We start from the raw sequence: 23,639 nt of genomic DNA, 5'->3' as shown, positions 1-23,639 counted from the left end.
CCTTCCGCGCTCGGCATAGTTGTGGCACCGGGGCGCGGGCGAGGCAATCTATTCCCATTCCAGCTGCGTATAGGCCGCCGCGGCGTTGCGGGCGGTGGTGGCCCGGAAATCCGCCCAGCCTTCCGAGACCGGCTGCATCGCCGCGACGATGGCCGGGATCGCCCGCGACAGCGGCAGGCCGGCGCCGATCGCCTCGCGCGTGGCGTCGCGCAGGGCGGTCAGGTAATGGCGCTGCGGCGTCACCGCCTCGTCCCAGCTTTCCACGACCGGGCCGTGGCCGGGCGCGATCAGCGCCGGCTCGGGATCGGGCTTCCGCCCGATCCAGTCGAGCCAGCCCGCCAGCGAACCGTCGAGTGACGGCGTCAGTCCCAAGAACACCAGATCGCCGGCGAACAGCGTGGCGGTTTCCTCGTCCAGCACGGTCATGTCGCTGCCGGTATGGGCCGAGGGCACCGGCGTCAGCCGCAACTGCCGGTCGCCCAGCGACAGCGTCTGCGTCGCCTCGACGGTCTGGTCCACGCTGGCGATGCGCGTGCCGGCGAAATTCGCCGCGCCGATCTGGCGCGGGACCGAGGCCATCCAGCTGTCCGCGCGCCGCGCCACCGCCTCGGGCAGGCGGGCATCGGCGACGACGGTGGCGCCGGCCTCGGAAAACACCTCGGCGCCCAGGATGTGGTCGGGATGCATATGGGTCAGGATCACATGGCTGACCGGCCTGTCGGTCACCTGCCGGATCGCCGCGTAAAGCGCCTCGCCCTCGGCCCGGCTGCCGCCGGCATCGATCACCGCCACCGTCTCGCCGATGACGAAGGAGAGATTCGCGATCCGCCCGCGGTTTTGCGGCGAGATCTGCGCCATCGCCCCCTGATGCACATGCACGCCCGGCGCCACCTCTTGCACGGTCAGGGCGGGCAGGGCGGCGGTTTCGACGCAGCGGGCGCCGTCGCTGCCGGTCAGTTCGGGGTGCCGGGCCAGCCAGTCGCGGGCGATGGGCGCGGCGCGCGCCTCGCATTCCTCGCGCGTGGGCGCGTCGCCGGCGGGCAGCAGGCGGGGCTGGCAGGTGGCGGGCTGGGCCGCCAGACAGGCGGCAAGGACCAGATGGAACATCCGCTCTCCTCTCGGCCCGACAGGCTAGCACAGCGATGCCCCTCGCGCCATCTACGACCTTTGGCGCGTTGACTGCCGGCCCGAGCGGCCTAGCATCGACCTGCCCGCACCCATGCGGCGGCCTTGAGGAGGAGACCATATGGCCTGGACCAAACCCGCGCCGAAGGAAATCGCCTGCGGCATGGAAATCAACATGTATGCCCCGGCCGAGGACGAGCCGGTCCTGTTCTAACCCGCCGGCGACAATCCGGGACCGGTCCCCGCCTGCCGGGGGCCGGGCCTGCCGGAGCCTTTCCCATGCGTATCGTGATTCTCGGCAGCGGCGCAGGCGGCGGCGTGCCGCAGTGGAACTGCGGTTGCCGCAACTGTGACGCCGCGCGCGCAGGACGCATTCCCGCGATGAGCCAGAGCGGGATCGCCGTTTCCGCGAATGGCCGGGACTGGGCGCTGGTCAACGCCTCGCCCGACCTGCGCCAGCAGCTGGCCGCCACCCCGGCGCTGCGGCCCGAGGGGCTGCGCGGCTCTCCGATCCGGTCGGTGCTGGTGACGAATGGCGACATCGACCATGTCGCGGGGCTGTTGACCCTGCGCGAGGGGCAGGGCTTCGACCTGTTCGCGACGCCCGCCATCCATGCGGTGCTGGCCGGCAATCCGCTGCTGTCGGCGCTGGACCCGCGCTTGGTCGCCCGGCGCGAGGTGGCGCTGGACGCCGCCTTCGACCTTGCCCCCGGCCTCACCGCCACGCTGTTCGCGGTGCCCGGCAAGGTGCCGCTGTATCTGGAAGGCGAGCGGGTCGAGACCGGGCTGATGGGCGAGCAGACCGTGGGGGTCGAGTTGGCCGCCAACGGTCGGCGGGTGTTCTACATTCCCGGCTGCGCCTCGGTCCCGGACTGGCTTTGCAACCGCATCTCGGGCGCGGATGCGCTGCTGTTCGACGGCACGCTCTGGACCGATGACGAGATGGTTCGCGCCGGGCTGGGCGCCAAGACCGGGCGGCGCATGGGCCATGTGCCGGTCTCGGGTCCCGGCGGCAGCCTGGACGGGCTGCGCGCGGTGCCTCTGGGCGCCCGCATCTATGTGCATCTGAACAATTCGAACCCGCTGGTCGATCCCGCCAGCCCCGAGCGCGCAGAGGCGCAGGCGGCGGGCTGGCAGATCGGCCATGACGGCATGGAGATCGCGCCATGAAGCTTGCCGACCACCGCGCACAGACCCGCGCCGAGTTCCACGAACGCCTGAAGCGCATCGGCGCCGAACGCTATCACGACCGCCACCCGTTCCACAAACGCCTGCATGGCGGGCAATGCACGCCGGACGAGGTGCGGGCCTGGGTCATCAACCGCTGGCATTACCAGTCGCGCATCCCGATGAAGGACGCGGCCTTCCTGTCGCGCGTCGAGGACCCGCAGCTGCGCCGCATCTGGCGCCACCGCATCGAGGATCACGACGGCGGCGCCGAGGCGGGCGGCGGCATCCGGCGCTGGCTGGCCCTGGCCCGCGCCGTGGGCCTTGATCCCGATTACGTCGCCAGCGGCGCGGGGGTGATGCCGGCGACGCGCTTCGCCGTCGATGCCTATGTCCGCTTCGTGCGCGACATGCCGCTGCTCGATGCCGTGGCCGCCAGCCTGACCGAGATGTTCGCGCCCAAGATCCATGCCGAGCGCATCGAGGGGCTGCTGAAGCATTACGACTTCGCCGACGAGACCAGCCTCGCCTATTTCCGCAACCGGCTGAGCGAGGCGCCGAAGGATGTCGAATTCGGCCTGACCTATGTGCTGGACCATGCCGACACGCTGGAAAAGCAGGACGCGGCGGCGGCGGCGCTGGTGTTCAAGACCGATGTGCTCTGGGCGCAGCTCGACGCGCTCTGGCACGGCTATGTCGAGGGGCGGATTCCCCCCGGCGCCTGGCGGCCGGGCGAGGGGCTGCTGGATTCGGCGATCCCCGAGCCGGGTCCGGAAGCGACCCCCGCCCCCGCCCCCGATGCGGCGGCGGCCTCATGACCGGGCCGCGCATCAGCGGTGCCGCGGTGCCCTATCTGCCGCGCGGGGTGCGGCTGCAGGACGACCGCGTGCGCGGCCTGCGCGTGCTGCTGGCGCCCGAGCGGGTGATCCAGCTCGATCCGGTGGGCCATGCCATCCTGTCCGAGCTGGACGGCAAGCGCAGCCTGGCCGAGGTGATCCTGACGCTTTGCGCCCGCTACGACGCGCCGCCCGAGCAGATCGAGGGCGATGTGCAGGATTTCCTGCGCGACCTGATGGAGCGGCGCATGGTGTTTCTGGACGGGGATGCGGCATGAGAGACCATCCCGTTCCCCGCGACATCGACGGCAATCCGGTCCGCGTCGGCCTGCCCATGGCGATGCTGGCCGAGCTGACGCATCGCTGCCCGCTGGCCTGTCCCTATTGCTCGAACCCGGTCGAGCTGACCCGCGCCAGCGCCGAGCTGAAGGCGGCGGAATGGGCCGACGTGTTCCGGCAGGCCGCCGATCTGGGCGTCTTGCAGCTGCATCTGTCGGGCGGCGAGCCCGCCTCGCGCCGCGACCTGGCCGAGATCGCCGCCTCGGCCCGCGACGCCGGGCTTTACGTCAACCTCATCACCTCGGGCATCGGGCTGACCGAGGCGCGGCTGCGCGAACTGGACGGCGCGGTCGATCACATCCAGCTGTCGCTGCAGGGCATTGATGCCGAGATGGCCGACTGGATCAGCGGCTATGGCGGCAGCTTCGCCCGCAAGATGCAGGTCGCGGAATGGGTGCGGGCCATCGGCTTTCCGCTGACGCTGAACGCGGTGGTGCATCGCCAGAACCTCGACCGCCTGCCCGAGATGATCGACCTTGCCGAACAGCTCGGTTGCCGGCGCATCGAGGTCGCGACCGTGCAGTTCCACGGCTGGGCCGACCTGAACCGCCGGCCGCTGATGCCGACCCAGGCGCAGGCGAGCCGCGCGCGCGCGGTGGTGGACGGGGCCCGCCAGCGCCTGCGGGGCCGCATGGTCATCGACTACGTGCCCGCCGACCACCTGTCGGCCTTTCCGAAAAGCTGCATGGGCGGCTGGGGCTCGACCGGGCTGAACGTGGCCCCGGACGGCACCGTGCTGCCCTGCCATGCCGCCCAGACCATCAAGGGGCTGGCGTTCGAGAACGTGCGCGAGGTGCCGCTGGCCCGGATCTGGCATGACGGGGCGGCGTTCAACGCCTTTCGCGGCACCGGCTGGATGCCCGAGCCCTGCGCTTCCTGCGAGCGGCGCGAGATCGATTTCGGCGGCTGCCGCTGCCAGGCCATGGCGCTTGCCGGCGACGCGCGGGCGACCGATCCGGTCTGCTCGCGCTCGGACCTGCACGCCCGGCTGCGCGCCGCGGCCGAGGCCGAGGCGGCGAGCGATTCGACCGTGCTGGTCTATCGCCGCATGACACGGGAGAAACGACCATGAGACTGGCAGCCCTGCTTGCCGCCCTTGCCCTTGTCCTTGCGCCGGCGGCGATGGCGACCGAGGTGGCCAATCCCCTGCAGCCCTCGGCCCTGTGGGATGACATGCGGCTGGCGGTGATCGGCACCGAGGAGGAGCCGCCGGTCGATCCGGCGATCTTCGACCTGGACGCGCCGCCGCGTGCCGACAATCCGGCGCTGGTGCCGGTGCGCATCACCCAGCCGCCCGGCGCGCCAGCGATCCGCGCGCTGGCGCTGGTGGTGGACGGCAATCCCGCGCCGGTCGCGGCCGAGTTCACCTTCGGCGAGGCGCTGATGCCGCTGGATTTCGAGGTGCGGGTGCGGGTGGACAGCTATTCCGACCTGCGCGCCATCGCCACGCTGGCGGACGGGCGCAAGGTGATGGCCGGGCGCTTCGTGAAAGCCTCGGGCGGCTGCGCGGCGCCGGCCGGGAAAAGCATGGAGGAGGTGCGCGCCACCATGGGCGAGATGCGCTTTCGCGCGGCCGAGGAGGACGGGCGGCAGGTCGGCACGCTGATGATCCGGCACCCGAATTTCTCGGGCCTGCAGCGCGATCAGGTGACGCTGCTCACCATCCCGGCCGAGCTCATCCAGGTGCTGGAGGTGAAGCGGGGCGAGGAGCCGCTGTTCACCATGGAGGCCGGGATTTCGATCTCGGAGGACCCGGTGTTCCGCTTTGCCCATGCGCCGGGCGAGGGGCCGGTCACGGTCCATGCCGAGGATACCGAGGGCCGGGTCTGGGATCAGTCCTTCTGAAGCCGGGTCTGAAGTCGGGCCGGCTGGCCGGCCAGCAGCAGCGGCCGGGCGTGCAGCGCCTCGGCCTCGCGCGGGTCGTGGGTGACCAGCACCAGCCCGGCGCCGGTGCGGGTCAGCAGCGCATCGGTCAGCGCCAGCATCCGGCCCGCCGTCCCGGCATCCAGCGAGGCGAAGGGTTCGTCCATCAGCAGGATGTCGGGGGCCGCGGCGAAGGCGCGGGCCAGCGCCAGCCGCCGCTGCTGGCCCAGCGACAGCTGGCGGGGGAACTTCGCCTCGTGCCCGGCCAGTCCGACCTGCGCCAGCCAGTCCCGCGCGGTGGCCGCGTCGCAGCCGGTCGGGATGATGATGTTCGCCACTGCGTCGCGCCAGGGCAGCAGCACCGGCTCCTGGAACACCACGGCGAGGCGGTCGGCGCCGTCAAGCCGGCCGCGATAGGCCCGGTCCAGCCCGGCCAGGATGCGCAGCAGCGTCGATTTCCCGATGCCCGAGGGGCCGAGGATCGCCACCCGCTCGCCGCGCGCGACCGAAAGCGTCAGCGCCCCCAGCACCTCGCGCGGGCCGAAGGACTTGCCGTCGAGTTCAAGCCGCATCCTGCCTCCAGCGATTGGCACGCCGTTCCCACGGGCGCAGCAGGAACAGGTCGATGGCCAGCATGACCGCGACGAAGGCCAGCGCCCAGGCCAGCACGCCGGTCACGTCGAAGCTGGAGAACAGCAGGTGAATCTTGAAGCCGACGCCGTTCGAGCGGCCGAGGAACTCGACCACCAGCACGATCTTCCAGATCAGCGAGATGCCGGCCCGGGCCGCGGCGGCGATATGCGGCGCCAGCTGCGGCAGCACGACATGGCGCAGCCGCGCCAGCGGCGCCATGCGGAAGGCGCGGGCCATGTCGTCGAGGTCGGGCCGCAGCGCCCGCGTGCCCTCGCGGATCATCACCGTGACCACCGGGATCTTGTTCAGCGCCACGGCAAGGATCGCCGCGGTCTCGTTGAGCCCGATCCAGATGTAGCACAGCACGATCACCACCAGCGCCGGCACGTTCAGAAGGATGATGACCCCGGGATTGAACCATTGGTCCGCCCCACGGCTGCGGCCCATCCACAGGCCCAGCGCCATGCCCGCCGCCATGGCCAGGGCAAAGCTGGCGACGACGCGGAACAGCGTCATGCCGGCGTTGAACCACAGTTCGCCGCTGGCGCTCAGCCGGGCGATGCGGGCCGCGACATCCCAAGGCGCGGGCAGGGTCTGCGGCCGGTCGGTCAGCTGCGAGGCCAGCGTCCACAGCAGCAGCATGGCCAGGATCGACAGAACCCCAGGCACCAGGCCGGGGCGGGACGAGGGGGGCTTGGGCGTGCCGGTCAATGCGGGGCTACTCCGGCCACCAGAACAGTCCCTCGGGCAGGGTGGCGACGCCGCCGGTCAGTTCCTCGCCGCCAAGCTCGGCCATGGTGGCGAACATCTGCTGCGCGTTCTCGGCATCGACCGGGCCATGGGCGGGGATGCCGGCGCGCCAGCCGGCCTTCAGCGCCTCGAATTCGGCATCGTCGGCGGCCTCCATGATCGGGCGCAGCTCTTCCCAGGCGGCATCGTCCTTGGCCAGCAGGTCCTTGGCGGTGCGCGAGGCGCGCGCCAGCCCTTCGGCCAGCGCCGGATTGGCCGCGATCCAGTCGTCGCGCAGCACATAGCCCAGAAGCGGCGTCGAGGGGTCCAGCCCCAGATCGCTGGCCGCCGTCTCGACCGACATGATCTCGCGCATGCCCCGCGCCTGCATCTTGGCCTGGAAATGCCAGAAGTTGATCGCGGCATCGACCTCGCCGGTCTCGGCGGCGTTCAGGATCATCGGCGGTGCGCCGAAGACCTGCTGCGTCACGTCGGCGAGGTCCTCGCCCAGCCTCTCGCGCGACCAGGCGCGCAGGATCAGCCAGCTCTTGTCGACCGGCCCGCCGGCGATGCCGATCTTCTTGCCCTTCAGGTCGGCGAGCGACTGCGCCGGGCTGTCGCCGCGCACCATCACGCCGCCCACGGCGGTCGAATAGGGCAGGAAGCGGAAACCGGCGCCGCGCGCCCGCTGCTGCGCCACCCAGAGGAAGTCCGAGACGATGGTATCGACCTCGCCGCCCTGCATGGCGACCTGGGTGGCGGGATTGCCGGCCAGGATCAGCGGCTGCAGCGTGAAGCCGTTCTCCTGGTCGAGGCCGCGCTTGCGGATCGTCTCGATCTCCCAGTTGACGGTGCCGTTCTCCAGCGTGCCGATGCGGATCACCGGGGGCTCGTCGGCGCCCTGGGCATGGGCGGGCAGCGCCAGCCCGGCAAGCGCGGCGGCTGCGGCCAGCAGGGTGATTCTGCGGCTGAATGGCATGGTGATTTCCCCCCTTGGACCAGCTGAAAGTGACATGTGCCCGATTTGCGGCCAATACAACCGAAGTCGTAGCCGCGGCGCGGTTTTCCGGTCCAACGGGCTTGCGCCGGCGGGCGGCGGTCTTAAGATGGTTGCGCAAAGGCCGGCGCGCCGAAACCCCCGGCCCTGTCGTTTCTTTGGGAGGAGAACGATGGCCTCAGCCGAAATGCAGTCGCAAGACCGCGCCGCATCGCCAAGGCTTTCCGCAGATCGTGTCCGCGAAATCCTGATCGTGGACGACCATCCGCTGATGTGCGACGCGCTGGCCCTGACGCTGAAGATCAGCTTCGGGCTCAGGAACGTGCGCACCGCCCGCAGCCTTGCCGCCGCGCTGGAACAGATCCGCAGCCAGGGCGCCCCGGACGCGGTGATCCTGGACCTGAACCTGCCCGACGCCAAGGGCGCCGAGGGGCTGGTGACGCTGCGCCGGCAGATCCCGGACGTGCCGATCACCATGATCTCGGCCGATCTGGAAAACGCCATGATCTCGGCCGCGATGGCGGCGGGGGCGCAGGGCTATATCAGCAAGTCGCTGGGCCGCGAGGCGCTGGTCGACAGCCTGCGCCGCATGTGGGAGGGCGAGCGGGTGACGCCCGACAGCTACCAGCCCGAACATGCCGGCGAGGAGGACGCGGCCCGCGCCGAGCTGGCCCGCCGCTTCGCCACCCTGACGCCGCAGCAGATGAAGATCCTGCGGCTGATCTGCCAAGGCAAGGCCAACAAGGAGATCAGCTACGAGCTGTCCATCGCCGAGGCGACGGTCAAGACCCACATCACCGCGATCATGTCCAAGATCAACGCCCGCCGCCGCACCCAGGCGGTGCTGCTGGCCAATAGCGTGAGGCTGTTCGAACCGGCATGAGCCCCGCCTTGCCCGAAGCCCGGCCCGAGCCCTGGCCCGGCGGCGTCCGGCCCCAGGCGCGGCCGGTCCTGCCGCCGGCGCCCGTCGCCGTCTCGGTCCCGGCCGAGGGCGAGGACACCGCCCGGCGCATCGCCGAGGCCATGGCGCCGCTGGACCCGGCCTTGGTGCTGCTGTTCGGCATGCCGGCCGAGGGGCTGCCCGCCCTGGGCACCGCGCTGCGCGAGGCGCTGGGTGAGGGCTGTCGCGTCGTCGGCTGTTCCTCGGTGGGCGAGATCGGCCCCGGCGGCTATTGCGCCCGGACGGTGACGGCGCTGGGCTTTCCCTCGGCCAGCTTCCGGGTCGGCGTCTGCGTGCTGCGCGACCAGGCGCTGGTGCCGGTGTCGGAATGGATGGCCACGCTGCGCCGCTTTCACGCCGATTTCCGCCCCGACCTGCGGCGCTCCAGCTTCGGCGTGCTTCTGGCCGATGCGCTGGCCCGGCAGGAGGACGTGCTGACCGCGACGCTGGACGCGGCCATCCCTGGCCTGCCGATCGTCGGCGGCTCCAGCGCCGAGGGCATGCGCTTCGAACCGACCTGCCAGATGGTGGACGGCGCCGCCCATCCCGGCGCGGCGCTGTTCCTGCTGGTCGAGACCGATCTGGCGGCGGCCGAGGTCTCGTTCTCGCATTTCAGCCCGACCGACCGGCGCGCCGTGGTGACGGCCGCCGACCGGCACAACCGCGTCATCCTGGAGCTGAACGGCGAGCCGGCGGCGCAGGAATACGCCCGGCTGGCCGGCATCCCGGTCGAGGCGCTGACGCCGACGGAATTCGCCCGCCACCCGTTGCTCTTGCGCACCGGCAAGCGCCACCATGTCCGCGCCATCCGCGCCATTACCCCCCAGGGCGGGCTGCAATTGCTGTCCGGGATCGAGGCCGGCAACATCCTGACGCTGGGCCGGGCGATGGACATGACCCGCGGCTTTGCCGAGGTTCTGGACGCCTTGCCGCGCCCGCCGCTGATGGTGCTGGGCTTCGACTGCGTGCTGCGGCGGCTGGCGCTGGAACGCGCCGGCATGGACGGGCAGATGTCCGAATTGCTGGCGCGCTATCGCGTCGCCGGCTTCAACACCTATGGCGAGCAGCACAGCGGCATGCATGTGAACCAGACCTTCGTCGGCATGGCGCTGATGCCCCCCGAGCCCGGCTGAACCATGTTCCTGCGCGACGACGATCCCCCCGCCCGACGGGTCGAGAAGCTGACGCGCATCGCCGATGTGCTGGTCGAGCGCATCGACCGGCTGGAGGAAAGCCGCGGCTCGGCCTGGTCGATGTTCCAGGCCGCCGTGGCGCTGGAGCAGGAGGTGCAGGTCCGCACCCGCGAGCTGGAGCAGGCGCTGGCCGACCTGTCCGAGCGCAATCGCGAGCTGGCCGTGGCCCGCGCCTCGGCCGAGGAGGCGAACCGCTCCAAGACCCGCTTCCTGCGCGCCGCCAGCCACGACCTGCTGCAGCCGCTTTCGGCCGCCAAGCTGTTCCTGTCGGCGCTGAAGGACACGCCGCTCGACCCCTTGCAGCGCGAGCTGACCGACCGGCTGTCGGGGGCCTTCGAATCGGTCGAGGAGCTGATGCATGCGGTGCTGGACATCTCGCGCCTCGACAGCCAGCGCATCGAGTTCCAGCGCAAGCCCGTCGATCTGGGCGAGCTGTTCCGCCGCCTCGCCGTCGAATACGCGCCGATGGCCGAGGCCAAGGGGCTGCGGCTCAGCTTCGCGCCGACCACGGCCGCGGTGGAAAGCGACCCGACATTCCTGCGGCGGATCGCGCAGAACCTGGTCTCGAACGCGATCAAGTATACCGACCGGGGCGGGGTGCTGGTGGGCGTGCGCAAGCGCGGCGAGCGCGCCTGGCTGGAGATCTACGACACCGGCATCGGCATCGCCGCGCCCGACCGCGCCCGCATCTTCGACGAGTTCCAGCGCATCGGCCGCGAGGGCGGCGGCGTGCCGGGCATGGGGCTGGGCCTGTCGATCGTGCGCCGCGCCTGCGCCAAGCTGGGCCATCCCATCGCCATGGACAGCGAGCCGGGGCGCGGCACCGTGTTCCGCGTCAGCCTGCCGCTGGTCGCGCCGGGGGTCGAGCCGGCGCGGCCCGAGGGCGCCGGCCACGGCCCGTATCTGCGCGGCCGGGTGGCTCTGGTGGTCGAGAACGACGACGCCATGCGCCGCGCCCTGCAACTGGTGCTGCAGGACAAGCTGGGCATGGTCGCCCGCGTCTCGGGCGGCATCGCCGAGGCGCTGGCGCAGATGGGCGACGAGCCGCCGGACGTGGTGATCGCCGATTACAATCTCGACAACGGCGATACCGGGCTGGAGGCCATCGCCGCCCTGCGCGAGGCTGCGGGACAGGCGGTGCCGGCCATCGTCGTCTCGGCCCGCCGCGCGCCGGAACTGGGCGCAAGCCAGCGGATGGGCGTGCCGGTGCTGGAAAAGCCGGTCCGTCCCGAGGATCTGCAGGCCATGCTGCAGCAGATGCTGGCCTAAGACCAAAGCACGAAAGTGCCGCCGGCAGGCTTTCGTCCCGACCCCGGCGGGGGCAGGGTCGCAAACAGGAAAGGGAGGATCGGGATGAGGATCTTGCGCGGCTTGGCGGTGATCGGATTGCTGGCTTCGCCGCTTGCGGCGGGCGAGGCGGGGGATCTGGTCTTTGCCGAACGCGGCCCCTGGGACCTGTCTCAGGGCCCGCTGGTCTGGGCGCTGCGCCAGACCGGGCCCGAGGTCGAGGGCTTCACCCCGCTGGGCGAGGGCACGATCTCGCTCAGCCAGGTTGCCGATCCCTCGGACGGCCAGCCGGTTCTGGAACTGGCCGAGGAAACCGAGCGCATCCAGCGCAGGATCGGGCCCTTCCCGGTCTCGGGCGGCGATCCGGCGCTGACCTTCTTTCTGGAAACCACGGCGCGGGACATGGTCGCGCTGACCGGCGGCAGCCCGTTCTATATCCGCAACCGGCTGAAGGATGCGCTGTTCCGGGGCGGCGAGGTCCGGCGCGAGGGCGAGGCGACCGTCGCCGTCTTCGCCCCCTTCCGCGAGGATGAGAACCGCGAGCGCATGTTCGGCTTCGACACGCTTGAGCTGCGCTTCACCCTGGGCGATCCGAAGCGGCCGATCCGGCGCATGCTGGCCGAAACCGGCCCGCTGGCGGGCGGCCGGCCGGCCTATCACAGCGAGATGGTGTTGAAATGATCCGGGCAACCCTGACGGCAGCCCTGACGCTTTCGGCCGGCATGGCCGGGGCGCAGGCGGTGAACGACTATCCGACCAATGCGCGCGCCGATTACGTCTTCGTCTGCATGGCGACGAACGGCCAGACCCGCGAGATGCTGGAGCGGTGCAGCTGCGCCATCGACCAGATCGCCGAGATCCTGCCCTATGACGATTACGTCAAGGCCGAGACGGTGCTGGCCATGCGCCAGACCGCCGGCGAGCGCGCCGGCATGTTCCGGCAGGGCGTCGCCGTCAACGAGATGATCGCCAATTTCCGCCGCGCCGAGGCCGAGGCCGAGATCCTCTGCTTCTGAACTGGACAATCCGGCCGCCCCGCGCTTCCTTGTCGGCAAGCTGAACAGGAGGGAAGCCATGGATCTGGGGATCAGGGGCAAGAAGGGCCTTGTCTGCGCCGCGTCGAAGGGCCTGGGCCGGGGCTGCGCCGAGGCGCTGGCCGAGGCCGGGGTCGATCTGGTCATCAACGCGCGCGGCGCCGAGGCGCTGCAGGCCACGGCCGAGGAGATCGCGGCGAAACACGGCGTTTCGGTCACGCCGGTCGCCGCCGACATCACCACCGAGGCAGGCCGCGCCGCCGTGCTCGACGCGCTGGGCGGGCAGGCCGACATCCTGGTCAACAATGCCGGCGGCCCGCCGCCCGGCAGCTGGACCGACTGGTCGCGCGAGGATTTCATCAAGGCCATCGACGCCAACATGCTGACCGCCATCGCGCTGATGCAGGCGCTGGTGCCGGGCATGATGGAGCGCGGCTGGGGCCGGGTGGTCAACATCACCTCGCAATCGGTGCGCACGCCCATCGCCATCCTGGGCCTGTCGAACACCGCCCGCGCCGGGCTGACCGGCTTTGTCGCCGGCATGTCGCGGCAGGTGGCGCCGCATGGCGTGGTGGTGAACAACCTGCTGCCCGGCATCCATGCCACCGACCGCGCGGACAGCCTGGATTCCGGCGTCGCCAAGGCCGAGGGCATCGGCGTCGACGAGGCCCGCCGCAGGCGCGAGGCGACCATCCCGACCCGCAGCTACGGCCTGCCCGAGGATTTCGGCGCCACCTGCGCCTTCCTGTGCAGCCAGCATGCCCGCTTCATCGTCGGGCAGAACATCCTGCTGGACGGCGGCGCCTCGAACATCTCGATCTGAGGGCGCGGCGGCGGGCCGGTCGGCCGGGCGGTCGGCGCGTCGGGCGCAGGAAGGCTCTTGCCAGAACCCCGCGGCCCGGCTACGACAAAAGTCGGAAATCGGGAGACATTGGCGCAAGCCAGGGCCGAAGGAGCAACCGCCCCGGGAATCTCTCAGGCAAAGGGACCGTTTTCCAATGTACGCTCTGGAGAGAGGCGGCAGATGCCGTCCGCCGAAGGGATAACGATCTCAGGCGCCCCCGTTTCGGGGTAGGGACAGAGGGGGCATCTAACCGGGCGGGATCGGTCCGTCCGCAAGACAGGGGATGCCCATGGCCGAGCTTCGGCGCACGATGCTATACGACCTGCACCTTTCGCGCGGCGCGAAGATGGTGCCCTTTGCCGGCTGGGAGATGCCGGTGCAATATCCGATGGGCGTGCTGAACGAGCACCTGCACACCCGCGCCCATGCCGGCCTGTTCGACGTCAGCCACATGGGCCAGGTGATCCTGCGCGGCCCCGGCGCTGCCGAGGCGCTGGAGAGGCTGGTGCCCGCCGATATCGTCGGGCTGGCCGAGGGCCGGCAGCGCTACGGCCTGTTCACCAATGACGCGGGCGGCATCCTCGACGACCTGATGATCGCCAACAAGGGCGACCACCTTCTGCTGGTGGTGAACGCCGCCTGCGCCGAACAGGACATCGCCCATCTGCGCCGGCTGGAAGCCGCCGGCATCTCGGTCGAGCCGGTGACGGATCGCGGGCTGCTGGCCCTGCAGGGTCCCGAGGCCGAGGCGGTGCTGGCGCGGCTGGTGCCCGGCGCCCAGGCGATGAAGTTCATGGACGTGGCCGAGTTCGACTGGCAGGGCGCGACGCTCTGGGTCAGCCGCTCGGGCTATACCGGCGAGGACGGGTTCGAGATTTCCGTGCCCGGGGACCGTGCGGTCGCGCTGGCCGAGGCGCTGCTGGCCGAACCCGAGGTCGCGCCCGTCGGGCTGGGCGCCCGCGACAGCCTGCGGCTGGAGGCGGGGATGCCGCTTTACGGCCATGACATGGATGCCTCGACCCTGCCGGGCGAGGCCGGGCTGGGCTGGTCGATCCCCAAGGTCCGCCGTGCGGGCGGCGCGCGCGCGGGCGGTTTCCCGGGCGCCGAGGCGATCCTGCAGGAACTGGCCGAAGGCCCCGCCCGCAGCCGCATGGGCCTGCGCCCCGAGGGCCGTGCGCCCATCCGCGAGGGGGTCGAGATCTTCGACGGGGCCGAGGGCGGCGCGGCGATCGGCACGGTCTGCTCGGGCGGCTTCGGCCCCTCGGTCGGCGGGCCGGTCGCCATGGCGGTCCTGCCCGCGGGGCTTGTCCCCGGCGCGACCCTTTGGGCCGAATTGCGCGGCAAGCGCATTCCGGTGACGATTACTCCGCTTCCCTTCCACAAACCGAGCTACAAGCGCTGAGAGGCCAGGCATGCTGAAATACACCGAAGACCACGAATGGCTGAAACAGGACGGCGACGAGATCGTCGTCGGCATCACCGCCCATGCCAGCGAGCAGCTGGGCGATGTCGTCTTCATCGAACTGCCCGAGGTCGGGCGCGAGGTCGAGGCGGGCGAGGAGATCGTGGTGATCGAATCGGTCAAGGCCGCCTCGGACATCGTGGCCCCGGTCGCCGGCGTCATCACCGCCGTCAACGAGGCGCTGCCCGACGCGCCCGGCGCGGTGAACGAGGACCCGATGGCGGCCTGGTTCTTCCGCATCAAGCCGGCCTCGGTCGACCTGTCCGGATTCATGGACGAGGCGGGCTATCAGGCGCTGATCGGCTGAAGCTGCCGGGCCTTGCGGCCCGGCGGAAGCCGGGGGCGCTTCGCCCCCCGGACCCCCCGAGGGTATTTGGAAAACGGAGAAAGGCGGGGCGTTCCCGGCCCGTGCGATCCCGAAGGCAATGCTTGTGAACATTCTGACGCATCGAGGCCAGTGATGGGTAAATGGACCCCGACCGACTATAATCCCGACGATTTCGCCAATCGCCGTCACATCGGGCCTTCTCCGGCCGAGATGGCGGCGATGCTGAAGGTCGTGGGCGCCAAGACGCTGGAGGAGCTGATCGGCCAGACCGTCCCGGCGAGCATCCGGCAGGCCGAGGCCCTGGACTGGCCGGCGCTGTCCGAGGCGGAGCTGCTGCAGCGCATGCGCGAGGTGGCGGCGAAGAACCAGGTCATGACCAGCCTGATCGGGCAGGGCTATTACGGCACTGTGACGCCGCCGGCGATCCAGCGCAATATTCTTGAGAACCCGGCCTGGTATACCGCCTATACCCCCTATCAGCCCGAGATCGCCCAGGGCCGGCTGGAGGCGCTGCTGAACTTCCAGACCATGGTCGCGGACCTGACCGGGCTGCCGGTGGCCAATGCCAGCCTGCTGGACGAGGCGACCGCCGCCGCCGAGGCCATGGCCATGGCGCAGCGCGCGGCGAAGTCCAAGGCCCGCGCCTTCTTCGTCAGCGAGAACCTGCACCCGCAGACCGTCGCCGTGATCGAGACCCGCGCCGCGCCCTTGGGCATCGAGATCGTCCGCGGCCGGCAATGCGACCCCTCGCAGGTCTTCGGCGCCATCTTCCAGTATCCCGGCACCTTCGGCGAGATCCGGGACTACACCGCCGAGATCGCGGCGCTGCATGCGGCGGGCGCGGTGGCGATCATGGCCACCGACCTTCTGGCGCTTTGCGTGCTGAAGGAGCCGGGCGCCATGGGCGCCGACATCGCCATCGGCTCGGCCCAGCGTTTCGGCGTGCCCATGGGCTATGGCGGGCCGCATGCCGGCTTCATGGCCTGCCGCGACGAGATGAAGCGCGCCATGCCGGGGCGGATCGTCGGGGTTTCCATCGACGCCAAGGGCAACCAGGCCTATCGCCTGTCGCTGCAGACCCGCGAGCAGCATATCCGGCGCGAGAAGGCGACCTCGAACGTCTGCACCGCCCAGGCGCTGCTGGCGGTGATGGCGAGCTTCTATGCCGTGTTCCATGGGCCGGTGGGCCTGCGCGCCATCGCCCAGCGGGTGCATCTGAACGCGGTGACGCTGGCCGATGCGCTGCGCGCCGCCGGGGCCGAGGTTCAGCCCGAGGCGTTTTTCGACACCATCACCGTGCGGGTGGGCGTGGGGCAGGCGGGCATCCTCGCCGCTGCCCGGCATCGCGGCATCAACCTGCGCAGGGTCGGGCGCGACCGGGTCGGCATCTCGGTCGACGAGACCACGGATGCGGATGTGATCGCCCGGGTGCTGGACGCTTTCGGCATCACCGATCCGGCCGCGCCGGCCAAGGTGCCGGCGATCCCCGAGGCGCTGATCCGCGAAAGCGACTACCTGACCCATCCGGTCTTTCACATGAACCGGGCGGAATCCGAGATGATGCGCTATATGCGCCGCCTGTCGGACCGCGACCTGGCGCTGGACCGGGCGATGATCCCGCTGGGCAGCTGCACGATGAAGCTGAACGCGGCGGCCGAGATGATGCCGATCACCTGGCCCGAATTCGGCGCGCTGCATCCCTTTGCGCCCGAGGACCAGGCCGCCGGCTATCACGAGGTCTTTGCCGACCTGACCGAGAAGCTGTGCGCCATCACCGGCTATGATGCGTTTTCGCTGCAGCCGAACAGCGGCGCGCAGGGGGAATATGCCGGGCTTCTGACCATTGCCGCCTATCACGAGTCGCGTGGCGAGGATCGCGATATCTGCCTGATCCCGGTTTCCGCGCATGGCACCAACCCGGCCAGCGCGCAGATGGCGGGGATGAAGGTCGTGGTGGTGAAATCGGCCCCGAACGGCGATATCGACCTGGAGGACTTCGCCGACAAGGCCGCGAAGGCCGGCGACAGGCTGGCGGCGGTGATGATCACCTATCCCTCGACCCATGGCGTCTTCGAGGACACCGTGCGCGAGGTCTGCCGCATCACCCATGAGCATGGCGGCCAGGTCTATATCGACGGCGCCAACATGAACGCCCTGGTCGGTCTGGTGAAGCCGGGCGAGATCGGCGGCGATGTCAGCCACCTGAACCTGCACAAGACCTTTGCCATTCCGCATGGCGGCGGCGGTCCCGGCATGGGGCCGATCGGGGTCAAGGCGCATCTGGCGCCCTTCCTGCCCGCCGACCCGCGCGAGGGTTCGGGGGCGGTCTCGGCGGCGCCCTGGGGCAGCGCCTCGATCCTGCTGATCTCTTGGGCCTATATCCTGATGATGGGCGGGGCGGGGCTGACCCAGGCGACGCGGGTCGCGATCCTGAACGCGAACTATGTCGCCAGCCGGCTGGCCGGGGCCTATCCGGTGCTGTTCATGGGCAATCGCGGCCGGGTGGCGCATGAATGCATCCTGGACACCCGGCCGTTTCAGGAGCATGGCGTGACCGTCGACGACATCGCCAAGCGGCTGATCGACAACGGCTTCCACGCCCCCACCATGAGCTGGCCGGTCGCCGGCACGCTGATGGTCGAGCCGACCGAATCGGAGACCAAGGCCGAGATCGACCGGCTGATCACCGCCTTCCTGGCGATCCGCGACGAGATCACCGAGATTGCCGAGGGCAGGATCAGCGCCGAGGCCTCGCCGCTGCGCCATGCCCCGCATACGGTCGAGGACCTGGTCGCCGACTGGGACCGGGCCTATTCGCGCGAGCAGGGCTGCTTCCCGCCGGGAGCGTTCCGGGTGGACAAGTACTGGCCTCCGGTCGGGCGGGTGGACAATGCCTATGGCGACCGCAATCTGGTCTGCACTTGCCCGCCGCTAGAGGATTACGCCGAGGCGGCCGAGTGACCCTGTGCCCCCGCCGCTGTGGCGGCGGGGCAAGCTGCCCGACGGGGCTGCAGAAAGCTGCGTGCGGGGTCTTTGCGGCTCTTGACAAGGCGCGGCGCTTCGGCGAGATAGCACGCCGATGGGGCCGTAGCTCAGTTGGTAGAGCGCATCGTTCGCAATGATGAGGTCAGGGGTTCGATTCCCCTCGGCTCCACCAGTTCACTCACACATTCAGATTGATTATCAGCCGGTTAGGCGAATGCCGCTGTGCATCACCTCACGCTAGCCCCACAGCTGAAAAAAGATGCTGCTGGATTTCACCGGACGTTCGGTGGCCGCGGAACATAGAAATCGCGCCGGATCGGCGCGCCAGATTCGGGGTGTATCCGGGAACCGTCCCGCCAGTTTCGACCGTTAGGGTGGCCGGCATCAGTTGGGGCCCGGATCGGGATGGTATCGCTGGCGGGGAGACCAGCTCGCTCGCCTCTGCCATTTGCCGATACGAGCGGGTCGCTTCGTGATATCCAATCTTCAACGCCCGGGAATACGCTCGCCACCGAAAGGAACATGGCTCTTGTAATGGCTTATCAGGCCACGCTCCTTCAGGCGGAGCAGCATTTCATGAACGCCGTCCGCACAGTCGTTCGCTACCGCAACGGTCCAATCATCGTCGATCAGGAACGTCGCTTGCTGCTTTTCTGGCCCGCCCGGTCAGTCGAGGGACCGATGGCTTGCCAATTGACCGATGCCCGCGCGATATGCGTATCGCCCCAGGTCGCGAACTCGATGATAAAACCGTACCGGGTCACCTCGACTGCCTCCAGCCTGAAGCGCAGGTTCTGGTCATGCGCGGCATCGAGGCCGGTCAACCCCAGGGTGATTGAGGGAATGGCTCCGAAAGGTGCAAGGAAGGTCGTCCTGACCCGCAAGCTCCGATCACCGTCGCCCGCCCACATCGGCAAGCCAGCGTCCACGTGATTGAAAAGCTCGCCAAACGCACTGATCATCTGCAATTCGCTGGTCCAGACCAGGTTTTGCAAAAAGGGCGAGCACGCTTCATCCAGCATATTGTTGATCTCTGAATCTGATCGTTCCCGACCGCCGCCGCGATTGGCGACATCTGACTTCACAACGCCAGATCGCTTTCCGAAGCGCCGCCGGGCCTTGGGGACCCGTTCTTCTCGCGCAGCCCTTCATTGAGACAGATCTGATCTGCGGTTTCGACGCTCATTGTGCTTGGGCGCTGGATGGCGCGGTCCCAGCGTACGATATTCTTGGTGTAAAGCTGGCAAACGACCGGGCCGGCTGCCGTTTCTACCGTCACCGGTTCGCTTTCGTAATCCTTTGGGTCGATGGAGCAGGCGGCCAAGAACACGAGCGCCGCTGCGGGGATAAACTTGATCATCCTGTCACCTTTTCGTTTCACATTTCAAAACGGCGAAGTCTTTCGGACTTATGGCTGTTCTATTTGGATGGCGCGTCCGCGACACGCCATGCCGATCAAGATCTGGCTCGCACCCCGACTCTCTCACTGGTGGGGCTCTCTTTCATCGGCGGAACTTTGCACAAGAGCCACCAGGAGGGCGGTCGAAAACAATCCGAACCCGGCCGAGACATATATCGCGAAAGCCCAGCCGATCCCCAGGCCGAGCAGCAGGGAAATCATGGCAATCACAAATGCCAATACGCCGCTGATGATCGCCAGCACGCTCGCGGTCACGGGCTTGGTCCCGGCGCGCTTCATGAGAGCCGCCCGATCGAGGTGCGGCCCTCATGGCCGTCCGATGCCATGAGCGCAGTAATCGACGCCAGGTTGGTCACGATTTGGCGCGTCTCATGGCTCGGAGTGGCGTTCGCCGTCGCGGAGAGAATTTGAGAGACCTCTTGCAACGCCTCACGCTGCCCATCCGCATAGCCGGCCTCATAACAAAGCTGCCGCCTGTCGAAATCCAGATGAAGATCGACGAGAACACGCCACTCAGCGTCCGAAACAAGAGGAGCGTCGCGATTCCTCATCGAATGATCTCCGGATTTACGAACGAAATTACTCATTAGCATGCCACCAGCTCACTCATTGACTTGTCCTAGGTCAGGTAGGAAGAAGCACATCATAGAACGGAGCAAGCCGAGTTCGGCTTGCCCAAGCGTCAGAAGCTGACATTCATACCAAGGCGAACATGATGATGTTCCGGGGTCGCCCGGGTCGAATATCCGGTCGCATCGGTCAGAGGGGTTTTCCCAAATTGACGGAATTCCCATTCACCGAACAGCGAGAAGCGATCATTGAGCTTCTTTTCCAACCCCAGGCCGACCGTCCAGGCATTGTCCTTGAAGTCGCCCTTGTAGGCCATCCCGGCCCCTTCGGTGGAATAGCCGAACTTGCCGCGCGCAAAGCCGACGCTGCCGTAGAACAGCGTATCTTTCGCATCGTTCAGGATCCCGGTTTTCCAGCGCAGGGATAGCAGCCGATCCAGCTCGCTGGACGCCACCACGCCGCCCTTATCGAAGCTGTCATCGGCACTTCCGCCTTCATAGGCCAGTTCTGGGCCCGTCACGATCTGCCGGTCGCGAAGCGCCCGCTGCCAGCGATAGCCGAGATGGACCGAATAGGTGACACCGTGGATATCCACCGAGCCGGGCGAATAGGTCGCGCCGCCGCCCGGTTTGGCGATGCCGACACGGTCATCGGCCCCCAGCGCGTAGCCTATCGCTCCTCCCAGATAGGGCCCTTGCCAATTCCTCGGGGCGGCAGGCGGTTCTTGCGGCACAACGGGGGCGGCGATCACCGGGGCGACGTAGCCCCCCGCGAAGGCCGGGGCGAGGCTCGCGAGCAGCATGCCCGCGAAGATCGGGATATTCTTCAACATCTTGCCTATTCCGAGGTCAATTTTCTGCAACGAGGGGGCGGTTGTTCTGCAGATGCCGGATGCCCATCTTGCGGGCCTGCCTGCCCGAGGCCAGGTAGCGGGCCGGCTGCGAGACATGGGTCGGGTCCGCCAGGTCCGGGAAAAGCGCGAAGATTTCTTCCGCGGCGGCCTTGCCGACCGATTTCAACGCCTCGGGTCCGGTATACAGGGACTCCGTCTCGGCGCCGTTCGAGATCACCACCTCGTGGCGATCGAACAGAATGTGGAAATACTCCACTTCCACGAGATCGGTCGCGATATCGATCCCGTCCAGCAGGACAAGCTGCTTGGCGGCCACCAGGACCTCGGCCGTACCGAACATCTTCTGCGCGATTCTCGAGCGCACCAGAACCCGGTGCTGCGGGGAAACCAGAAGATTGCGATCCGGAACTCCCGTCCCCAGCGCCCCTGCCGCGATCCGGATAGGACGAAGATGCGGCATCGCCTCAAGCTCGCCCGCACCCAGCTTTCGCGATCCCAGCCAGCGAACGGGCTGAAAACCGTGGTCAAGAGTCTCGACCAAATCACCGACTGAAATGCTGTCTATGCGTTTATCGCCATCCATCGTCTTGATATACGTGCCGCCGGCAAAGCAAATAAAATCAATACGATCCCAGTATCCGATATGCATATTGTTGTACGAGAACGGATTTCCGCCGCTCAATACATCATTCTCGCTATCATAAGACCAGCCATTATTCTGCGCAACGGCAATGAAGCCAGGCCTTTGTTCGTGCAGAAGATTCACCTGCAGAATATCTCCATCCATCTGCAGATCGAGATCTCCCCAATGCATCTGGAGGTTGTTTGAATCAACGGGCTTGATCAACTTGACAACGTTAACCCCTCCGCTTCCATAATTGTAGGTGAAGGGAGTGTAGCCTTCCGACGTCAACTGGTCCGCGCCGCTATAGGAATAGATGTATCCCGACACCGTAGAATCGGTCCCAATAGAAATGACATCCTTCCCGAGCCCTCCTTGTACATAGCCACTGATGCTGCTATTCGGCCCAATCGAGATAAGCGTCTCTGCGCCCGGATTTGCAACAAAAGTAGACACAACGGATACATTGGCTCCGGAGCCAATTATAATCGAACCGCCCCGAGCATCGGGATCTACGCTTCCAGGGTCGACGGGTTCAGTTGCAGGCGGGGGAGGAGTTACGCTATCATAATCATAAGCCAGGACCCAGGTGGCGGTAAGGTTATCGCCAATTACATAGTTGTTTTCACCAAGGCCACCTGCAATGAACCCTGGGATAGTCGCATCGTTTCCAATATTTATCGTGGAACTTTCCGATGATGCGAGATGAATGTTTGAAGTTACAGTCAGGCCGTCACCTGCGGTAAGGCTATCATTTTCACCCGATGTAAGAATCCATAGGGCTTTCGCATCGTTTCCAAGAACGATATCCGCTGAATTCCCCGCGCCTGGCGCAATACTGAGTGCTCCAGTGATGTTAAGGCTATCGCCGGCGGTAAAGCTGGTGTCCCCTGACAGAGCAACAACTGACCCGGATATGCTGGCCTGATCTCCAAGTTGAATATCGTTAATTTCTGTCCCTTGTAGCGTAATTCCACCACCAACCGACAGACCGTCTCCGGCTGTCAGGCTGGCATTCTTGCCGCCAGCAACGATATTTGTAGTAACAGAGACGTTCTCACCAAAGGTGATGTTCTCGTCTCCGCCACCAGCGCCCTGGATTCCTCGAATTTTCGAGCCATTGCCGATATCAATATTATTCACCGCCCCATCATTGCCGTTCCCGGTATGGATGGTGCCTAGTTCTGTATTTTCCCCGGTGCTCAGATCAAGGCCTGACGCACTTGTAGCGTTGATTATCAAAGCGGAGGCATCCACGCCATCTGCAACGTTCACGGTTGGTGAAGAGTTGCCTCCAAATGAAAACTGATACAGATCTTCATTCTGCCCGTAGGGCAGGTCCTGGTTGATGTTGATATCAAAGTTTACCGGGTGATTTCCCGTACCTGCATTAATGATCGTAGGGAGAAGCGCCGATGGGTTAATGCTGCTGGACTCCACATTCAGCACGTCGCCCTCATTCAACGAGAACGTCGTTCCTTGCATTTTTGTGCCGGGCGGCCAGGCTGCCGGGTTATTCGCAATGAGCGGATCATATGCAATCAGTGTGTATGTAGCCATGAGTCAAACCTCGAAGAAGCTGCAGGTCGGCGACGCCGTATGCATCGCCGATTGGAAAGCAGAAGATGGTTAAGCCCTGTGCGAATATGTATCTTCTGCTTGATCCATGAAAAACGACATCGCTTGGATGCCGGAAAAGCCTCGCGTCAGCCTTCTGGACGTAGCTTGTTGGATTCAATCATCCATATCCGAGGCTCATAAAGGCAACTTACGATATATAGCAGCCGCATCTGGTCGACTTCCTTTCATTCGCCGCTGTGCGAGCCCCTTTCAAAGACGCGGAAGGGGCAATCTCAGCCAGTTAACGCAACTGCTCTAAAATAGATAAAAGGCGGCGCCGGCCAAGGAAGCTACCGTGCTGCATGCTGGCGCTATGGATGCACGAATCTCGACCTTGAGTGATCCTCAACAGATGCTGCCGTGCTTGCATTGGCGCCACTCCAAGCACGCGAGCGGCGGCCGTTGGAGCTGACGGCATTGATGTGCCAAGGTGGCGGGCGTTGAAGCACCTCGAACAAGGTGAACTGGCTTCCATGCGATCACACGAAAGCTAGGCAGGTGTCCCAACGGTGGCGCGGGGTTGTGACAGTGCGCGTGGCAACTCCCTGGGGGCAGCTTCGCTTGCCGCGCCGACAGGGCGCGATGGCGTATTGAGTGTGATTGTCGCTGCAATTACGAGCGCTGCAGCCCTCAGGAGCGGCCGGCCAACGCGCTCGGCCGATCACCAATTACGCCTGCAGAACGCAGTCACGAAAACCTCTGCGAAAACGGCTTTTGAATACCTTGGCGAAGAAGCCCTTCCGGGGCTGTCGGGCGAATCGGTTATGCAGAGTCTTGCAGGACTATAGCCCG

Annotated in this window: 25 protein-coding genes, 1 tRNA gene and 1 riboswitch; of the genes, 16 read left to right on the top strand and 10 right to left on the bottom strand. The window is 67.2% G+C overall.

Annotated features, from left to right (window positions below; genetic code table 11):
* Window positions 1–48: 48 nt before the first annotated feature.
* On the bottom strand, window positions 49–1,107 hold the full coding sequence (locus L632_RS0115805) for a quinoprotein relay system zinc metallohydrolase 2 (protein WP_028717109.1): 1,059 nt from the start codon (window positions 1,105–1,107) through the stop codon (window positions 49–51).
* Window positions 1,108–1,246: 139 nt separating this feature from the next.
* Here L632_RS0115805 and pqqA point away from each other — a divergent pair, with 139 nt between their 5' ends.
* The 6 genes from pqqA to L632_RS0115775 all read left to right on the top strand — a co-directional run bounded on the left by pqqA (window position 1,247) and on the right by L632_RS0115775 (window position 5,312).
* Complete coding sequence (gene pqqA, locus L632_RS0115800) at window positions 1,247–1,339, top strand: pyrroloquinoline quinone precursor peptide PqqA (protein ID WP_024843519.1); 93 nt, start codon at window positions 1,247–1,249, stop codon at window positions 1,337–1,339.
* 65 nt (window positions 1,340–1,404) lie between these two features.
* Window positions 1,405–2,295 carry a pyrroloquinoline quinone biosynthesis protein PqqB gene (gene pqqB / locus L632_RS0115795; protein ID WP_028717108.1) on the top strand — a complete coding sequence of 297 codons (891 nt, stop codon included), beginning with the start codon at window positions 1,405–1,407 and terminating at the stop codon, window positions 2,293–2,295.
* On the top strand, window positions 2,292–3,110 hold the full coding sequence (gene pqqC / locus L632_RS22845) for a pyrroloquinoline-quinone synthase PqqC (protein WP_051416327.1): 819 nt from the start codon (window positions 2,292–2,294) through the stop codon (window positions 3,108–3,110). The genes pqqB and pqqC overlap by 4 nt, the downstream gene beginning before the upstream one ends.
* On the top strand, window positions 3,107–3,406 hold the full coding sequence (gene pqqD, locus L632_RS0115785; RefSeq protein WP_028714138.1) for a pyrroloquinoline quinone biosynthesis peptide chaperone PqqD: 300 nt from the start codon (window positions 3,107–3,109) through the stop codon (window positions 3,404–3,406). Before pqqC ends, pqqD begins: the two co-directional genes overlap by 4 nt.
* The gene (pqqE, locus tag L632_RS0115780) at window positions 3,403–4,539 is read left to right on the top strand and encodes a pyrroloquinoline quinone biosynthesis protein PqqE (RefSeq protein WP_051416326.1); all 1,137 of its coding nucleotides are present in this window, start codon (window positions 3,403–3,405) and stop codon (window positions 4,537–4,539) included. The genes pqqD and pqqE overlap by 4 nt, the downstream gene beginning before the upstream one ends.
* A complete protein-coding gene (locus L632_RS0115775) occupies window positions 4,536–5,312 on the top strand; it encodes a quinoprotein dehydrogenase-associated SoxYZ-like carrier (protein ID WP_028717107.1) in 777 nt (258 codons plus the stop codon). Before pqqE ends, L632_RS0115775 begins: the two co-directional genes overlap by 4 nt.
* Here L632_RS0115775 and L632_RS0115770 read toward each other — a convergent pair.
* The 3 genes from L632_RS0115770 to L632_RS0115760 are packed head-to-tail and all read right to left on the bottom strand — an operon-like array spanning window position 5,300 to window position 7,671.
* Window positions 5,300–5,902: an ATP-binding cassette domain-containing protein gene (locus tag L632_RS0115770; protein WP_036698510.1), complete on the bottom strand. Its 603-nt coding sequence runs from the start codon at window positions 5,900–5,902 to the stop codon at window positions 5,300–5,302. The genes L632_RS0115775 and L632_RS0115770 overlap by 13 nt on opposite strands.
* Window positions 5,892–6,674, bottom strand: a complete 783-nt coding sequence (locus L632_RS0115765) for an ABC transporter permease (protein ID WP_028717106.1) — start codon at window positions 6,672–6,674, stop codon at window positions 5,892–5,894. Before L632_RS0115765 ends, L632_RS0115770 begins: the two co-directional genes overlap by 11 nt.
* A gap of 7 nt (window positions 6,675–6,681) precedes the next feature.
* On the bottom strand, window positions 6,682–7,671 hold the full coding sequence (locus L632_RS0115760; RefSeq protein WP_028717105.1) for an ABC transporter substrate-binding protein: 990 nt from the start codon (window positions 7,669–7,671) through the stop codon (window positions 6,682–6,684).
* A 190-nt stretch (window positions 7,672–7,861) separates the two neighbouring features.
* Between L632_RS0115760 and L632_RS0115755 the strand changes: the two genes are divergently transcribed.
* The 10 genes from L632_RS0115755 to L632_RS0115710 all read left to right on the top strand — a co-directional run bounded on the left by L632_RS0115755 (window position 7,862) and on the right by L632_RS0115710 (window position 17,934).
* Window positions 7,862–8,572 carry a response regulator transcription factor gene (locus L632_RS0115755; protein ID WP_028714132.1) on the top strand — a complete coding sequence of 237 codons (711 nt, stop codon included), beginning with the start codon at window positions 7,862–7,864 and terminating at the stop codon, window positions 8,570–8,572.
* Window positions 8,569–9,762, top strand: coding sequence for an FIST N-terminal domain-containing protein (locus L632_RS0115750; RefSeq protein WP_028717104.1), 1,194 nt, complete (start codon window positions 8,569–8,571; stop codon window positions 9,760–9,762). The genes L632_RS0115755 and L632_RS0115750 overlap by 4 nt, the downstream gene beginning before the upstream one ends.
* Window positions 9,763–9,765: 3 nt before the next feature.
* Window positions 9,766–11,091, top strand: a complete 1,326-nt coding sequence (locus L632_RS0115745) for a hybrid sensor histidine kinase/response regulator (protein WP_028714130.1) — start codon at window positions 9,766–9,768, stop codon at window positions 11,089–11,091.
* 84 nt (window positions 11,092–11,175) lie between these two features.
* Complete coding sequence (locus L632_RS0115740; protein ID WP_028714129.1) at window positions 11,176–11,790, top strand: hypothetical protein; 615 nt, start codon at window positions 11,176–11,178, stop codon at window positions 11,788–11,790.
* Window positions 11,787–12,125, top strand: a complete 339-nt coding sequence (locus L632_RS0115735) for a hypothetical protein (RefSeq protein WP_028714128.1) — start codon at window positions 11,787–11,789, stop codon at window positions 12,123–12,125. Before L632_RS0115740 ends, L632_RS0115735 begins: the two co-directional genes overlap by 4 nt.
* Before the next feature lie 58 nt (window positions 12,126–12,183).
* Window positions 12,184–12,966 carry an SDR family oxidoreductase gene (locus L632_RS0115730; RefSeq protein ID WP_028714127.1) on the top strand — a complete coding sequence of 261 codons (783 nt, stop codon included), beginning with the start codon at window positions 12,184–12,186 and terminating at the stop codon, window positions 12,964–12,966.
* An 89-nt stretch (window positions 12,967–13,055) separates the two neighbouring features.
* Window positions 13,056–13,144: riboswitch (glycine riboswitch) on the top strand.
* A 132-nt stretch (window positions 13,145–13,276) separates the two neighbouring features.
* A complete protein-coding gene (gene gcvT, locus L632_RS0115725; RefSeq protein WP_028714126.1) occupies window positions 13,277–14,389 on the top strand; it encodes a glycine cleavage system aminomethyltransferase GcvT in 1,113 nt (370 codons plus the stop codon).
* 10 nt (window positions 14,390–14,399) lie between these two features.
* Entirely contained in the window at window positions 14,400–14,756 is a 357-nt protein-coding gene (gene gcvH / locus L632_RS0115720) for a glycine cleavage system protein GcvH (RefSeq protein ID WP_084637895.1), read from the top strand.
* 153 nt (window positions 14,757–14,909) lie between these two features.
* Complete coding sequence (gcvP, locus tag L632_RS0115715; RefSeq protein WP_028714124.1) at window positions 14,910–17,738, top strand: aminomethyl-transferring glycine dehydrogenase; 2,829 nt, start codon at window positions 14,910–14,912, stop codon at window positions 17,736–17,738.
* A 120-nt stretch (window positions 17,739–17,858) separates the two neighbouring features.
* Window positions 17,859–17,934, top strand: a tRNA-Ala gene (locus L632_RS0115710).
* A 457-nt stretch (window positions 17,935–18,391) separates the two neighbouring features.
* Here L632_RS0115710 and L632_RS22840 read toward each other — a convergent pair.
* The 6 genes from L632_RS22840 to L632_RS24980 all read right to left on the bottom strand — a co-directional run bounded on the left by L632_RS22840 (window position 18,392) and on the right by L632_RS24980 (window position 22,787).
* Window positions 18,392–18,784 (bottom strand): H-type lectin domain-containing protein, encoded by a 393-nt coding sequence (locus L632_RS22840; RefSeq protein ID WP_051416325.1) that lies wholly within the window; start codon window positions 18,782–18,784, stop codon window positions 18,392–18,394.
* A gap of 59 nt (window positions 18,785–18,843) precedes the next feature.
* Window positions 18,844–19,122, bottom strand: coding sequence for a hypothetical protein (locus tag L632_RS22835; RefSeq protein ID WP_036698507.1), 279 nt, complete (start codon window positions 19,120–19,122; stop codon window positions 18,844–18,846).
* A 123-nt stretch (window positions 19,123–19,245) separates the two neighbouring features.
* A complete protein-coding gene (locus tag L632_RS0115695) occupies window positions 19,246–19,461 on the bottom strand; it encodes a hypothetical protein (protein WP_028714123.1) in 216 nt (71 codons plus the stop codon).
* Window positions 19,458–19,733, bottom strand: coding sequence for a hypothetical protein (locus tag L632_RS0115690; protein WP_028714122.1), 276 nt, complete (start codon window positions 19,731–19,733; stop codon window positions 19,458–19,460). The genes L632_RS0115695 and L632_RS0115690 overlap by 4 nt, the downstream gene beginning before the upstream one ends.
* A 131-nt stretch (window positions 19,734–19,864) precedes the next feature.
* Window positions 19,865–20,584 carry an outer membrane protein gene (locus L632_RS0115685; protein ID WP_051476466.1) on the bottom strand — a complete coding sequence of 240 codons (720 nt, stop codon included), beginning with the start codon at window positions 20,582–20,584 and terminating at the stop codon, window positions 19,865–19,867.
* Window positions 20,585–20,600: 16 nt separating this feature from the next.
* Window positions 20,601–22,787: a Hint domain-containing protein gene (locus L632_RS24980; RefSeq protein ID WP_232220987.1), complete on the bottom strand. Its 2,187-nt coding sequence runs from the start codon at window positions 22,785–22,787 to the stop codon at window positions 20,601–20,603.
* Between the last annotated feature and the right edge of the window lie 852 nt (window positions 22,788–23,639).

Origin of the sequence: Paracoccus sp. J39, assembly GCF_000518925.1 — a bacterium.
Classification (GTDB): domain Bacteria; phylum Pseudomonadota; class Alphaproteobacteria; order Rhodobacterales; family Rhodobacteraceae; genus Paracoccus.
Note: the sequence above shows the minus strand (reverse complement) of the source record. Positions and strands in the feature narration are given on the sequence as shown.

Bases quoted from the DNA above. Each gene is read 5' to 3' on its own strand.
- pqqA (WP_024843519.1), top strand. From the start codon at position 1,247: ATGGCCTGGACCAAACCCGCGCCGAAGGAAATCGCCTGCGGCATGGAA.
- pqqD (WP_028714138.1), top strand. From the start codon at position 3,107: ATGACCGGGCCGCGCATCAGCGGTGCCGCGGTGCCCTATCTGCCGCGC.
- pqqC (WP_051416327.1), top strand. From the start codon at position 2,292: ATGAAGCTTGCCGACCACCGCGCACAGACCCGCGCCGAGTTCCACGAA.
- L632_RS22835 (WP_036698507.1), bottom strand. From the start codon at position 19,122: ATGATCAAGTTTATCCCCGCAGCGGCGCTCGTGTTCTTGGCCGCCTGC.
- gcvT (WP_028714126.1), top strand. From the start codon at position 13,277: ATGGCCGAGCTTCGGCGCACGATGCTATACGACCTGCACCTTTCGCGC.
- gcvH (WP_084637895.1), top strand. From the start codon at position 14,400: ATGCTGAAATACACCGAAGACCACGAATGGCTGAAACAGGACGGCGAC.
- L632_RS0115805 (WP_028717109.1), bottom strand. From the start codon at position 1,107: ATGTTCCATCTGGTCCTTGCCGCCTGTCTGGCGGCCCAGCCCGCCACC.
- gcvP (WP_028714124.1), top strand. From the start codon at position 14,910: ATGGGTAAATGGACCCCGACCGACTATAATCCCGACGATTTCGCCAAT.
- L632_RS0115750 (WP_028717104.1), top strand. From the start codon at position 8,569: ATGAGCCCCGCCTTGCCCGAAGCCCGGCCCGAGCCCTGGCCCGGCGGC.
- L632_RS0115755 (WP_028714132.1), top strand. From the start codon at position 7,862: ATGGCCTCAGCCGAAATGCAGTCGCAAGACCGCGCCGCATCGCCAAGG.
- L632_RS0115685 (WP_051476466.1), bottom strand. From the start codon at position 20,584: ATGTTGAAGAATATCCCGATCTTCGCGGGCATGCTGCTCGCGAGCCTC.
- L632_RS24980 (WP_232220987.1), bottom strand. From the start codon at position 22,787: ATGGCTACATACACACTGATTGCATATGATCCGCTCATTGCGAATAAC.
- L632_RS0115760 (WP_028717105.1), bottom strand. From the start codon at position 7,671: ATGCCATTCAGCCGCAGAATCACCCTGCTGGCCGCAGCCGCCGCGCTT.
- L632_RS0115745 (WP_028714130.1), top strand. From the start codon at position 9,766: ATGTTCCTGCGCGACGACGATCCCCCCGCCCGACGGGTCGAGAAGCTG.
- pqqE (WP_051416326.1), top strand. From the start codon at position 3,403: ATGAGAGACCATCCCGTTCCCCGCGACATCGACGGCAATCCGGTCCGC.
- L632_RS0115690 (WP_028714122.1), bottom strand. From the start codon at position 19,733: ATGAGGAATCGCGACGCTCCTCTTGTTTCGGACGCTGAGTGGCGTGTT.
- L632_RS0115695 (WP_028714123.1), bottom strand. From the start codon at position 19,461: ATGAAGCGCGCCGGGACCAAGCCCGTGACCGCGAGCGTGCTGGCGATC.
- L632_RS22840 (WP_051416325.1), bottom strand. From the start codon at position 18,784: ATGCTGGATGAAGCGTGCTCGCCCTTTTTGCAAAACCTGGTCTGGACC.
- pqqB (WP_028717108.1), top strand. From the start codon at position 1,405: ATGCGTATCGTGATTCTCGGCAGCGGCGCAGGCGGCGGCGTGCCGCAG.
- L632_RS0115730 (WP_028714127.1), top strand. From the start codon at position 12,184: ATGGATCTGGGGATCAGGGGCAAGAAGGGCCTTGTCTGCGCCGCGTCG.
- L632_RS0115770 (WP_036698510.1), bottom strand. From the start codon at position 5,902: ATGCGGCTTGAACTCGACGGCAAGTCCTTCGGCCCGCGCGAGGTGCTG.
- L632_RS0115740 (WP_028714129.1), top strand. From the start codon at position 11,176: ATGAGGATCTTGCGCGGCTTGGCGGTGATCGGATTGCTGGCTTCGCCG.
- L632_RS0115735 (WP_028714128.1), top strand. From the start codon at position 11,787: ATGATCCGGGCAACCCTGACGGCAGCCCTGACGCTTTCGGCCGGCATG.
- L632_RS0115775 (WP_028717107.1), top strand. From the start codon at position 4,536: ATGAGACTGGCAGCCCTGCTTGCCGCCCTTGCCCTTGTCCTTGCGCCG.